Source organism: Pseudomonas sp. B21-023, assembly GCF_024749165.1.
GTDB lineage: Bacteria > Pseudomonadota > Gammaproteobacteria > Pseudomonadales > Pseudomonadaceae > Aquipseudomonas.
In genome coordinates this window covers 2,153,737-2,166,256 of sequence record NZ_CP087190.1, presented here as the reverse complement: position 1 = coordinate 2,166,256, position 12,520 = coordinate 2,153,737, and the positions used below count along the sequence as shown (strand labels likewise).

At 64.6% G+C, this 12,520-nt stretch carries 8 protein-coding genes; 1 reads left to right on the top strand and 7 read right to left on the bottom strand.

Annotated elements, in window-relative coordinates:
* Nucleotides 1-3 precede the first annotated feature (3 nt).
* From LOY42_RS09925 to LOY42_RS09900, 6 genes are all read right to left on the bottom strand, one after another.
* A complete protein-coding gene (locus LOY42_RS09925; protein WP_258600425.1) occupies nucleotides 4-825 on the bottom strand; it encodes a DUF692 domain-containing protein in 822 nt (273 codons plus the stop codon).
* 96 nt (nucleotides 826-921) lie between these two features.
* The gene (locus LOY42_RS09920; RefSeq protein WP_258600423.1) at nucleotides 922-1,410 is read right to left on the bottom strand and encodes an EF-hand domain-containing protein; all 489 of its coding nucleotides are present in this window, start codon (nucleotides 1,408-1,410) and stop codon (nucleotides 922-924) included.
* Between the two features lie 167 nt (nucleotides 1,411-1,577).
* Nucleotides 1,578-2,138, bottom strand: coding sequence for a DUF4174 domain-containing protein (locus tag LOY42_RS09915; RefSeq protein ID WP_139670079.1), 561 nt, complete (start codon nucleotides 2,136-2,138; stop codon nucleotides 1,578-1,580).
* A 187-nt stretch (nucleotides 2,139-2,325) separates the two neighbouring features.
* The gene (locus LOY42_RS09910; protein WP_139670077.1) at nucleotides 2,326-6,765 is read right to left on the bottom strand and encodes an NEL-type E3 ubiquitin ligase domain-containing protein; all 4,440 of its coding nucleotides are present in this window, start codon (nucleotides 6,763-6,765) and stop codon (nucleotides 2,326-2,328) included.
* A gap of 77 nt (nucleotides 6,766-6,842) precedes the next feature.
* The gene (locus LOY42_RS09905) at nucleotides 6,843-9,203 is read right to left on the bottom strand and encodes a DNA polymerase II (RefSeq protein ID WP_139670075.1); all 2,361 of its coding nucleotides are present in this window, start codon (nucleotides 9,201-9,203) and stop codon (nucleotides 6,843-6,845) included.
* A gap of 93 nt (nucleotides 9,204-9,296) precedes the next feature.
* Nucleotides 9,297-10,502, bottom strand: coding sequence for an MFS transporter (locus LOY42_RS09900; RefSeq protein ID WP_139670073.1), 1,206 nt, complete (start codon nucleotides 10,500-10,502; stop codon nucleotides 9,297-9,299).
* Between the two features lie 114 nt (nucleotides 10,503-10,616).
* On the opposite strand from LOY42_RS09900, the gene LOY42_RS09895 reads away from it, so the two are divergent.
* Entirely contained in the window at nucleotides 10,617-11,528 is a 912-nt protein-coding gene (locus tag LOY42_RS09895; protein WP_139670071.1) for a LysR family transcriptional regulator, read from the top strand.
* On the opposite strand, the gene LOY42_RS09890 is transcribed toward LOY42_RS09895, so the two are convergent.
* Entirely contained in the window at nucleotides 11,509-12,429 is a 921-nt protein-coding gene (locus LOY42_RS09890) for a LysR substrate-binding domain-containing protein (RefSeq protein WP_102684104.1), read from the bottom strand. The genes LOY42_RS09895 and LOY42_RS09890 overlap by 20 nt on opposite strands.
* Between the last annotated feature and the right edge of the window lie 91 nt (nucleotides 12,430-12,520).

Below are 12,520 nucleotides of genomic sequence, written 5' to 3'. Positions count from 1 at the left end.
GTCTTACGCTCCATGGGCGCGCTGCACATCGCGAATGCGTGCCGTCTCGGCCAGCAACTCAGCCAACGGCGGGTAGTTGAAGTCGCGCTCGAGCACGGTGGGTTGCGCGCCGAAGCGCTCGCAGGCGTCGGCGAACAAGGCCCAGACATCCTCCTTGACCGGCGCGCCGTGGGTGTCGACCTTCAGGTCCGGCGCCTCAGCATAGTGACCGGCCACGTGCATGCCCACCACCCGCTCGCGGGGAAGGCCGGCGAGGAAGGCCCGAGCGTCGTAACGGTGGTTGCAGGCGTTGACGAAGACGTTGTTGACGTCCAGCAGCAGGTCGCAGTCGGCCTCGTCGAGCACGGCGCGGACGAAATCCAGCTCGGCCATCGCCTGGTACGGCGCGGCGTAGTAGCTGATGTTCTCCACGGCGATGCGCCGGCCAAGGATGTCCTGGGCCTGGCGGATGCGGGCGGCCACATGGTGGACGGCCTCGTCGGTGAACGGAATCGGCAGCAGGTCGTAGAGGTGACCGTCATCGCAGCAATAGCTCAGGTGCTCGCTGTACATCCGCACCTGGTGGTGGTCGAGGAACTGCCGGGTGCGCTGGAGGAAGCCGAGGTCCAGCGGCGCGGTGCCGCCCAGTGACAACGACAGACCGTGGCAGGCGATGGCATAGCGTTCGGCCAGGCGCGCCAGACCCTGGCCGAAGGCGCCGCCGACACCGATCCAGTTCTCCGGGGCGCATTCGAGGAAGTCCACCGCGCCCGCCTCCATGGTCAGCAGGTCGGGCAGCAGGCCGCGGCGCAGGCCAAGACCGGTGTGCAAGGTGTGTTGGGGCATGATCGGAGGGTTCCGTATGGCAGGGATCGGCATCGCGGGGCCGCCCGCCCCCACAGGGCAGATTCCGGTGGGAGCGGACTGGCCCCGCGACAGGCTTCAGGACCTGGTCAGGTGGCTGAACAACCCGTCGGGCATCGCCTTGCCGTTGGCCTTGTAGATCGCCGCCAGATGATCGTGGGCCTCCTGCTCGGAGATGAAGCCATCGTGGTTGCGGTCGATCTTGTCGAAGTCGGCCGCGCGGTCCTTGGCCACCGCCAGGAACTCCTCGCGCGAGACCTTGCCATCATGGTTGCTGTCGGTGCGGGTGAACGAGGCGTCGCCGCACTTGCCCTCACCGCACTTGCCCTCGGCACCGGCCTTGGCGCTGGCGCCACACTTGCCCTCGCCACATTTGCCTTCGCTTTGCGTGACCTTGCCGCTGGCACCGCATTTGCCCTCGCCGCACTTGCCTTCGCCAGGGGTCTTGGCAGCGGCCAGCTGGTAGCCCTGGGCCAACGGTTCTACTGCGAAGGCACTGTTGCCCAGGACCATGCCGCCGAGCAGGGTGGCGCCGAGCAGGCCGAGGGTTTGACGGGTCGTATTCATGGTGTCGCTCCACTGTGGTTGGAAAGTGGAGCCATTGAGCCGCAGCGGTGTGTCGCCGGTGTATCGGACCGGGCGTGGTTTTGTATGGCAATGGGTCGGGGCGAGGCGCAGATACACAAAGATACACGAACGGCCCCCTGCTGGCACAGAAGGCCGTGACAGAGGGTTCAGTCCTCCAGTGGCTTGGGCGGCGCTGCGGGTTTGGCCGGCTTGCTCGGCTTGGCCTTGCTGTCCTTGGCCTTGGGCTCGGCTGGCGCCGCCGCCACGGGCTCCGGCGCGGTCACCGCCTGCTCGCTGGCCGGCAGCGCATCGACCGCCTTGAAGATCACCTGCGGGTCGAGCTTATCGCCACTGTCGTCGTCCTTGAGCACATGCCGCTCACCGTCCTTGCCAACCAGGATCACCTTTGTGCCCTTGCTGGCCCCCAGCTTGAGCTCTCGGATCAACGCCATGGTGGTCTGCTGCTCGAGGTTCTTGTCCTCACGCTTGCCCATCATGTTGGCGACGCTGTACAGCACCAGGCCACGCTCCTTGAATCCGGCTTGGGTCGCAGGCTCTTTCAGCGCCTCTTCCAGGCCACGCAGGGTCGGGTCGGCTGAACTCGGGGCAATGACCACCAACGGCCTGGCCTTGCCCAGTTCCTTGGCCAGCGGGGCATCGCTGTCGGCGGCGTACAGAGGGCCGGCTACGGCGAGCAAGGTGGCGAGGGTCAGTGACCGAACGAGCATGCGCATCTCCTTGTTTTCTCGATAAACCTAAAGACTATGGATCAGGGAGAAAGATCCGACGCGGGAGCCTAAACGAGTTGCCCCAGCCGTGCTCGGCGCAAAGGTAACCTCCGATTACCATGGCCGAGCTGCGATATTTTCCGATACATCGCAGCCCAGTTAGAGCATAGCCCAAAGCCGCGAGGGTTCAGGGGGTGTCCAGCGTGATCGTCCGCGCCCTGCCCATGGCCTCACGGGTCAATTGCAGCATCAGCTCATGCTCGCGCTGCTGATAGGTGATATGCAGATGCTCGATTTCCGACTCCCTGCCACCCAGATCCATGAGCTGTTGCAATGCTTCATGCATCTCTCGGGGTACCTTCAGCCGGTGGGCGTAATTTGCCCTCAGGTAGTCCTGCCAGAACGGTTGTCTGGCCAGGTACTGGGCCAGGCTGGTCGCTGACTGCGCGGCAAGCACCGTATGCCTAGCCCGTAGGATGTCCTGAGGCCTGAGGTTGGGAATCCCGAAATGCAGCATGTCATCCTGCTGGATGGGCAGGTCGAGCTCGCCGCGCAGCGCAATGCGATAGGCCAGGGCGAACTCGATCGACTCATTGCCTGCCCCTAGCCTGATGGCATGCTCCGCTGCCACCTGGTCCAGTACATTCAACCGCCATAGCTGCCCGCCCAGATGCAGCAGGGCGCGTTCAGGGTGACGCGCCAGCTCGCCGTGCCGTGCACGCCACACCAGTACACGCAGCTCAAGGTCGGAAAACCGAATGGTTGCATTGTCCTGGCAGTCGGTGACGGCCGCGTTATCGAACAGTTCGCGCTTGAGCACTGGGTCCTTGGCCATGTGCTCGAACATGTCCAGCAGGCGGATCGCGAAATCCCTGGCCAGCGGCGCAGACTTGAAGTTGCCCGAGGTTGTCAGTAACGACAGGGTATCGAACAAGTCCTTGGCGTCCTCATCCGTTACAAATCGCGTCCAAAAGGCGGACATCTCTTCACGCCTGTCATCTGGCGCGACATCCATCCAACGCAGGCGATACGGGACCCGGCTATCCTCCAGCCAATGCCAGCTACTCAGCGACTGCGATGACGCCTCTAACAGGTTGCCGCGCAGGTCTACCCGCCCTCCCCTCCACACCTGCGACCTGTGAAAGTCCTCGGGCACCCCGTGCAGGGCATTGTCTGCGAGATCCAGCGTGTTCAGCTCCGTGCTATCCATGATGCCATAAGGGAAGCTGTCCAGTTGACAGCCTTGAAGGTGCAGCGCATTGAGCCTCGGCATGCCAAAGACCGAAAAGCTCCTGCGCAATGGGTTGCCTGAAAGGTTGAGGTACACCAACGAACGACAACTGGCCAGGACCAAAGCCTGGCCTTCATCCAGGGCAATCTGGTTGCCTGACAAGTCGAGCACCTGCAGATGCGCAGTGAGCGTTTCCGGCAAGGGGAGACGCCTGAGCCGACAATTGGTGATCTCCAGGCTGCGCAAATTGGGAAACGCCCCAAGGAAGTCATCCGCAACCGTTTCCAGGCGCATGTTGCGCAGCTCGAGGACCGAGATATGGGGAAAGCTGATGGACGGAGGGATGCGCGGCAGATGCCGAAGACGACTATGAGCAAAAATCAGCATATAACGCCCCATCTGCGGCAGGCCACCGACCAGCTCGGGCACCAGGCAACGCCAACAGTCGATCAGGTCCTTGCGAAAGGCACGCCGGGCCAGCAATTCCAGCGAGGGGAATGCACCCCGCACCCACCGGTCCATGTTGTTGCGCAGCACGTTGTACTGCTCTTCCAGCGCATCCAGACGCACCTGCGCGTCCGCTGCCTCAAGCCAACGCCCCACCTGTTCGTCGCTGAACGCAGGATACAGGTCCCGCAGCCGTGCCCCGAGAGCCCGCGGCGCACGCACACCCAACGTGGCCCAGAACCTGCCACCGCTCAAGGGATAGCCGATCCGGCCATCCGCGAGCCGATGCGGGGCCAGGAAGGCGCCGCTTTGCCGGCCCCGGCCCAGCCAGTCGAGAATCATGCTCCGCTGGTCGATGGCCTGCGTCGCGAGTCTCGCCCGCAAGGTCAGTGCCAAAGGCTCGTCCAGGCCGAGCGCGGCACGCTGCTCGTCGTTGAAGGCCCTGCTCAGTACGTCGAACAATTCGCCCGAACCCGCAGGCGCCGCCTCGAGTGTACGACGGCTGAATACACCGTCGCGATGGACCAGGTCCAGAACTGCTCCATCACCTTGCGTGGCCAGCAACGGCTGGCTGGCATCGCCGTCGAACAAACGCCAAGCCGGGCCGGAGGATGCCCCCGGCAAGCGCGCCAGCAGATTCAGGACGACCTGCGCAAGATCCAGCGTTTGCGGCGTATCGAATGTCAGCGCCTCGTGCACGCGCACCGTGCGAATGCTCAGAACCTGGTCCCTGGCCGCCTCGGCCATGCATAGCGGTACCCGCCGCGTATCCAGCAGGGCTGCACGATCATCGTCACTGGCCGTGTGCCAGACCTCATCCGCTGCCAGGCGGTGCAGGCCGGCAAAATCCCGGCGCAGGATCGAACTGGCGTCAGTATCGGGAAAGGCCGCTTCGTACATCTGCTGCAACAGGTCGCGACGCTGAGCCAAAACCCGTTCGGCAAGGGCCTGGCCAGCCTTGCCCTGAGCGCCGGGCAAGGCCTGCGCCCTCTGCAACAGCGCCATGTCGGTGATCGGCAGTCCACCGCGCAGTTGGTCGCCCAGGTCCTGGATGCGACCCGCCAACAGGATCCGGTTGGCCGTGTCGGTTACCAATGCGTTGGCGCGCCTCCCATAGACATGCCATTCCCGCAGATGGTCCTCTTGTAGACCATGAATAGTCATGAGCTGATCGATCTGATGCCCGTCGAGGTCGCTGAAAGGTTTGCCCAGCCGGCGAACCATCATGTGCGAATCGTTCCACTCGGCCGGTTGCTCGTGCCAGAGCCGCCACGCCCCCGCGTCGTTGTGACGCAACTGCGGGCCATATCCCTGGTAGGGCAGCAGCCGGAACGGTTCGTCGGCGTGTTCCTGGGTGACTCGATACCAATGCCCTTGCATCTCGATCCAGCAACGCCCACCCTGTCGACGGATGCCCTGCCCATCCATCACCTCGCTGCCCGGCGGGACCTCGCTGCGGTAAGGCTGAAGATCGCCGTTCCACAATTTTTCACTGCCGTCGTCCAGCCGCGCGGTGACCAGGGCATCCACTTCGGACCAGGCGCGGCGTACCACGCCGACGGTGGCCGCAGTCGCAGCCACGGCCAGCGAGCGCTTGCCGACATTCAACCAGTGTTCCAAGGCGGCATCACGCTCGTCGTCACGCCAATCGCCGATGGCCTGGAACGCTTCCTGGAGCAGTTCATAGACCATCACCGCAGCCAACAAGGCGCCCAGCACCGGCACGAACAACCCGGCCACGGCAAGCAACCCCCAGCCCTCGGCGCGTAGACACTTGTCGTGCTCGGCCTGGACCTCGCGATCCAGCTGGGCCACGGGAGGCGCGATCATCGCCGCATCGTCCTTGATCTGCGCAATCCAGGCATCGGCAAGATGCTCGAACAGCGCCGGCGGATAGCCCGTGGTCTGCTCATCGAGATCGCGGGTCGCCCAGTCCGGCACATCGTCAAGGCGCTCGCTGATCGCAGTGAACACACGACGGCTGTCGCGTCGGCGCACAAAACGACTGAAGAAGCGGCGGTAGTCATTCTTGCGCAACCGCTTGCCCAGCACGCGGCGGGTATAGTCCTGCAGATCGTCATTGGCACTCCACGGCCCTTGGGGGTCGCCCGGCATATACACCAGCACCCGTTTGCTCGAGTTGTAGATCAATCCCTCGTCGATGACATCCAGCACGACGATACGCTGCACGGGGCAACCAAAGACCTTGAGTTGCCGAACATGGACCGGGGCGCCTTGAAGCCTGCCGGGCTGGTTGTCGCGACACAGCCCGATCACCCATTGCAGCTCGACCTCGCTGAGCACTCCCTGCGCCTTGGCCCGCAGAGCATCGGCCAGCATGCTGCTGCGCAGGAACTGCGCCAGCGACGCCCTGATGCCTTGCCCCCCTGCGTCGGCAAGTAGAATCGAGTCCAGGTGTTGCTGATACTGGCGCCCCAGGTCCAGCGTGCGACACACCGCAGCGAAGGACAACGCCGACAGTCCGATCTGAACCATACCCTTGCCGTCGACTACGGCATTGCGTCGCGGCTGCTGATACCGCTCCTCCTCGGTGAAATTGCGCAGTGCCGCCTCAAGCAATGGCACGTCGTAGTAGTCGCTGGCGGGAACGGGTACACGCCCGGTAAAGACGCTGACAGTATGTGCGTCGTAGACATACCAGCGGCGAAAATACAGGGCTCCGACATCCGGGCGGCCATAAGGCTGGAGCGCCAGCTGCAACAAAGGCCTGGCGAAGGCATCGATGTTGCGAATCCTCGCAAACGCGCTCGACAAGCGCCGGTTGCACTTCAGAAGCTGGCGCAGGGCATCGCCCAGCAAGGCGAACTCCAGCTCGCTCAAGCGTATTACCCAAGATGGCAGACGCTTTGCGATTACCTGGTCCTGGTATGCCTGCGCGACGGCAATGGAGTCGATAGCGTTCGGCTGCTGACGGGGACTTTCCTTCATGATTGCCTCCAGAATGCGTGGAGGCATCAAACTAGCCAACGCCAGGCACCGTCGATGCCTAGATATCTGACACCCGCTCAGAACAATGGCAACTGGCGGTCGGTCAAGCCCCTGAAATTATCGTTGACGAACGGCAAGATGGCATCCGCAACCGGCTGAAGTTGACGGCTGAGGTAGTGCTGGTAGTCGATCTGCGCCTGCAGATTCTCCAGTGGCTGCGGGCCCGCTGTGGTGATTACGTAGCTGATCCAGCCGCCGCGCTGATACTGACGTGGTCGCCCCATCCGGGTGTTGTACTCGTCAGCCAATCGTGCCGCGCGCACATGCGGCGGCACATTGCGCTGGTAGTCGGCCAGGGGGCGACGCAGGCGCTTGCGGTAGATCAACAGCTCATCTTGCTCGCCGGCCAGGGTTCGCCACACATAATCGCGTATGTAGTCGCGATAGGGCTGGCCGCGAAACACCCGCCCATAGAGCTCCTGCTGAAATTGCCGGGCCAGGGGCGACCAATCGGTACGCACCGACTCCAGGCCCTTGAACACCATCTCGTCACCACCGTCGGCGTGCTGCACCAAGCCGGCATAACGCTTCTTGCTGCCTTCTTCCGTGCCGCGGATGGTCGGCATCAAAAAACGCCGGTAATGGGTTTCGAACTGCAGTTCCAAGGCGCTTTCCAACCCCATCGTTTCGCTCAGGTGCTGGCGCCACCACTGGTTGACCTCGGCCACCAGTTCCCGGCCGATGCGCGCTGCGGACTGTTCGTCATGGGCGTGCTTGAGCCAGACGAAGGTAGAATCGGTATCCCCGTAGATCACATCGAAACCACGGGCCTCGACCAGCGCCCGGGTCTGGCGCATGATCTGGTGCCCGCGCAGGGTGATCGACGAGGCCAGACGCGGATCGAAGAAGCGACAGCCGCTTGAGCCGAGCACACCATAGAAGGCGTTCATGATGATCTTCAGGGCCTGCGACAGCGGCGCGTTGCCATCACGCTTGGCCGCCTCGCGGCCCTGCCACACACGTTCGACGATCGCCGGCAGACAATGCTGGCTGCGCGAGAAACGCCCACCGCGAAAGCCTTCCACCGAGCAGGTGTCGTCCGGCTGGCGCAGGCCTTCGACCAGGCCCACCGGGTCGATGAGGAAGGTGCGGATGATCGAGGGGTAAAGGCTCTTGTAGTCGAGCACCAGCACCGAATCGTACAGGCCTGGCCGCGAATCCATGACGAAGCCACCCGGGCTGGCCTCGCCCTCGACACTGCCCAGGTTGGGCGCGACATAACCAAGGCGGTGCATGTGCGGGATGTACAGGTGGCAGAACGCGGCCACCGAACCGCCACTACGGTCCACGGCAAGGCCGGTGATCGATGAGCGTTCGAGCAGAAACTCCAGCAGCCGGGTATGGGCGAAGATCCGCGTGACCAGTTCGCAATCCTTGAGGTTGTAGCGGGCCAGGGCCGGCTTGTCCTCGGCGAAGCGGCGGTTGATCTCGTCCATCCGCTGGTAGGGCGTGTCGATTGCCTTGCCCTCGCCCAGCAACTGTTGCGCGACGCTTTCCAGGCTGAACGAGGGGAAGCTCCAGGTCGCCGAACGCAAGGCCTCGATACCGTCGATCAACAACCGACCCGGCGCCTCGGCAAAAAAATGGCTGCGGCTGCCATGCTCGCGCAGGTGCATCGGTGCGCCGTCACGGCCCAGGCACAGCGGCACGTTCAGGCGCTGGGCATGCTCGTGCAGCAGGCGCAGGTCGAACTGCACCAGATTCCAGCCGATGATCGCATCGGGGTCGTGGCGGGCCAGCCACTGGTTGAGGCAGGTGATCATTTCGGCGCCGTCGCGGCAGTAATGCAGGTCGAAATTCACCTCGCCGGCGTCGCCGTTGGCCGGGCCCAGCATGTAGACCTGGCGTTGGCCACAGCCTTCCAGGGCGATGCTGTACAGCTCGCCACGCTCGCTGGTCTCGATATCCAGCGACACCAGGCGCAAGGCTGGGCGATAGCCGGGGTCGGGCTTGAGCTGGGCATCGAGCAGGGTGCCCTGGCCATCGGCGCGGCCATTGAAACGCACCGACGCGGTGATGAAGCGCTCCATCAGGTAGCGCTCCGGCGGGCGGATATCAGCTTCGAACACCTCGATGCCGGCACCGCGCAGGCGCTTTTCCAGGGCGATCAGCTGGCGGTGCTGGCGGCAGTACAGGCCCATGACCGGGCGCAGGTCGAAGCCGCGCAGTTGCAACGGCTTGAGTTCGACGCCCTGCTCATCTGCCAGCAGCAAGCGGGCGTGTTCGGCCTGGGCGGCGGGCAGGAAAGCCACCGAGGGCTGCGGGGCCAGGCGCACGCGCCGGGGCCCCTGGTCGGTGGCCAGCCAGAACTCCACGCAGGTGCCTTCGGGCGTGTCATGCCAGTGGCGGGTCAGGACGAAGCCTTGTTGCAATTGCACTGCGGGAGAACCTCGAATCGCTGCTTTGTTCGCACCTGCTGATTGTAACTGTCCTGTCGTCAGAAATGCTGCTTCGCGGATACAGACGTCGGGCTAGCGCGCGCCGGTGGCGAACCCGGCTCGGCGTCCGCCCAGCACCAGCAACCATGCCAGCACCACCAGTGTCAGCACCACCGCGCCAAACGCCCCTACCCCGGCGCCCACCAGCAACAGCCCGCCGATGATGCCACCCAGGGCGATGGCGCTGTTCCACACGGTCACCAGCATCGACTGCGCCACGTCGCCGCCCTCGCCCGCCGCATCGGCACAGGCCGTTTGCAGCAGCGTCGGCGCGCCGCCGTAGGTCAGCCCCCACAGTGCCACGCTGGCATGCACCAGCCAGGGTGTGCCTTGCACCTGCCCCAGGGCCAGGGTCGCCAGGGCGAAGCCGGCCAGGCACAACAGCACCAGCCCGCGCAGATGCCGATCGACCCCCAGGCCGACCAGGACGATGCCGGCCAGCGAGGCCAGGCCGAAGGTCATCAGCACCTGGCCCACCGCGTCAGCCATGCCCGCTGCGGCCAGCAGCGGCACGACATAGGTGTAGAGAATGTTATGCCCGAGGATCCACGCCAGGATCACCAGCAGCACTCGTGCCACGCCCGGGGTGCGCAACACCGCCAGGGCCGCGGGGCGCTTGCCGGTGGCCTGGCCGGGAAAGTCCGGCACCGCCCGCACCACCCAAGCGGCCAGCAGCAATGCGGCCAGGGTCACCATTACGAAGGTGGCCCGCCATCCCATCAATGCCCCTAGCCAGGTACCGATGGGCAAGCCCAGCGACAAGGCAATGGGCTGCCCCAGCATCGCCACCGCCATGGCCTTGCCCTGCTGGGCCGGCGCCACCATGCGCCGCGCATGACCGGCGATCAGGCCCCAGGCCAGGCCGGCGGCGGCACCGGTGCAAAAACGCAGGAGCAAGGTGAGCGTGTTGTCCGACGACACCGCGGTCAACCCGTTGAACAGGATGAATCCGCCAATGGCCAGCAGCAGTGCCCGGCGACGCCACCAGCCTTGGGTCAGGGTCACCAACGGGACGGCCGTAAGCAAAGACCCCAAGGCGTAGGCGGTGACCCATTGCCCGGCCATGGCCTGGCTGATCTGCATGCCGTCGGCGATCTGGTCGAGCAGGCCGGCCGGCAGGGTTTCGCTGAGGATGGCGATGAAGCCGGTCAGGGCTAGGGCCAGCAAGCCGCTCAGGGGCAGACGCGTGGCGCTGACGGGAGATGCGCTGGCGCACGCCGCCGGGGAAGGTGAATGCATGATTGTCTCCGGTTTGTCGAACAGGCAGGCATCTTGCGCCGCTGGGGTATTGCGGAAAAAGCCGGGTACAATTCCGTGCAGTAAGGACACCAAGGTCCGCAATCGGAGTGCAGCATGGACAGCCTCAGTGGCTTCATGGTCTTCATCCGGGTCGCCGAAGCCCGCAGCTTCGTCGCCGCCGGCCAATCGCTGGGGATCAGTGCGTCAGCCGTGGGCAAGCGTGTGGCCCGGCTGGAGGAGCGACTGGGAGTGCGTCTGTTCCACCGCAGCACGCGCAGCATAACGTTGACCGCCGAGGGCACGCTGTTCCTTGAACGCAGCCGGCGCATCCTGGCCGAGATCGAGGCCACCGAGCAGGCGCTGTCCCAGGCCAGCGGCGCGCCGCGCGGACGCCTGCGGGTGAGCCTGCCGCAGGTGACCGGGCTGGTGATGCCGGCGCTGGCCGAGTTCATGGCGCGCTACCCGGAGATCGAACTGGACCTGGACTTCAGCGACCGCATGGTGGATATCGTCGGCGAAGGCTTCGACGTGGTGATGCGCGGCGGCCAGCCGCTGGATTCACGGCTGAACGCCAAGTTCCTCGGGCACTTCCAGCACCGCCTGGTGGCGTCCCCCGAGTACCTGCGCGAACGCGGCACGCCACAGCACCCCCGCGAGCTTGGCGGGCACAGCTGCCTGCATTACCGCTTCCCCAGCAGCGGCAAGCTGGAAACCTGGCCGCTGCGCCGGGAGCACCCCGAACAGGACTACGCCATTCCCATCTCGATGGTCTGCAACCATGTAGAGACGCGCATCTGCTTCGCCCTCAACCACCGTGGCATCACCTGCCTGCCGGACTTCAGCGTGCGCCGGGAGCTGGCGGCCGGCAGCCTGGTCAGCGTGCTCGACCCCTTCATGGAGCGGCGCGGCAGCTTCTATTTGCTGTGGCCATCCGGCCGGCAGATGCCGCCCAAGCTGCGGGTGTTCATCGACTTCATGCTCGAGCGAGTGCTGCCAGCCACCGACCTCAGCCGTACAGGTAGCTGATGTCCTTGTGCGACAGCGGCGGCACCTGCGCCACCAGGTAGTCGCGCAACTTGTGCATCTGGTGGGCCTTGGGGCTGGACTTGAGCCAGGTCATGTAATAGCCGTCGCCGGTGGCCACAGCCTGGGGAAACGGCGTGGCCAGGTTACCGGCGGCGAGGTCGGCGCTGGCCAGCACCAGGTCGACCACCGAGATGCCCAGCCCCTGCTGGGCGGCTGAAATACCTTGGTCGAGAGTGTCGAACACCTGGCCCTGGTCGATGCTGATGTCCAGCGCGTCCATGCGCGCCAGCCAGCGCCGCCAATCGCGGCGGTCCGGCGACGGGTGGAGGAATTCGCAACTGGAGAGCACCGAGAGTTCCGGCCGCGCCTGCTCGAGGTAGTTCGGGTGGCATACCGGGATCAGCCATTCATCGAACAGCTTGAGGCTCTCCACATCCGCGGCAAAGCGCCCGTTACCCAACAGGATGGCGCAGTCATAGGGCTCGGAATAGAAATCCACCGCATCGATGTCCATCCACACGCTCGACAATTGCACCGAACAGCTGTTGTCGACCTTCTTGAAGCCGTCCAGGGCCCTCAGCAGCCAGCGCACGGTGAGCGTCGACGGCGCCTTGAGCCGCACGCCATAGCGGTCCTGGCGCAACAGCGCACAGGCATTCTCGATGATCTTGAAGCCGACCTTGAGCTCCTGGGCCAGCAGACGGCCGTGCTCGGTCAGGCGCAGCTTGGGCCCGCGACGCTCGAACAGGTCGCAGCCAAACAGGGCCTCAAGCGTCTTGATGTGATGGCTGACCGCGCCTTGGGTAAGGGCCAGTTCCTGGGCTGCGCGGGTGAAAGAGCCATAGCGCGAGGCCACTTCGAAGGCCCGCAGGGCGTGCAAGGCTTGAATCCGTTCCGACATGGCGCCTTCCGAGCATGAGTGAAGCTAATAGTAGGTCATAGATCCAGGCGTTTTACAACGCAAAGGCCATCTCCGAAAATGCCGGTAAATA

What these genes read in the sequence shown, in the direction of transcription:
- LOY42_RS09925 (WP_258600425.1), bottom strand. Translation starts at nt 825, where the DNA reads ATGCCCCAACACACCTTGCACACCGGTCTTGGCCTGCGCCGCGGCCTG.
- LOY42_RS09920 (WP_258600423.1), bottom strand. Translation starts at nt 1,410, where the DNA reads ATGAATACGACCCGTCAAACCCTCGGCCTGCTCGGCGCCACCCTGCTC.
- LOY42_RS09915 (WP_139670079.1), bottom strand. Translation starts at nt 2,138, where the DNA reads ATGCTCGTTCGGTCACTGACCCTCGCCACCTTGCTCGCCGTAGCCGGC.
- LOY42_RS09910 (WP_139670077.1), bottom strand. Translation starts at nt 6,765, where the DNA reads ATGAAGGAAAGTCCCCGTCAGCAGCCGAACGCTATCGACTCCATTGCC.
- LOY42_RS09900 (WP_139670073.1), bottom strand. Translation starts at nt 10,502, where the DNA reads ATGCATTCACCTTCCCCGGCGGCGTGCGCCAGCGCATCTCCCGTCAGC.
- LOY42_RS09895 (WP_139670071.1), top strand. Translation starts at nt 10,617, where the DNA reads ATGGACAGCCTCAGTGGCTTCATGGTCTTCATCCGGGTCGCCGAAGCC.
- LOY42_RS09890 (WP_102684104.1), bottom strand. Translation starts at nt 12,429, where the DNA reads ATGTCGGAACGGATTCAAGCCTTGCACGCCCTGCGGGCCTTCGAAGTG.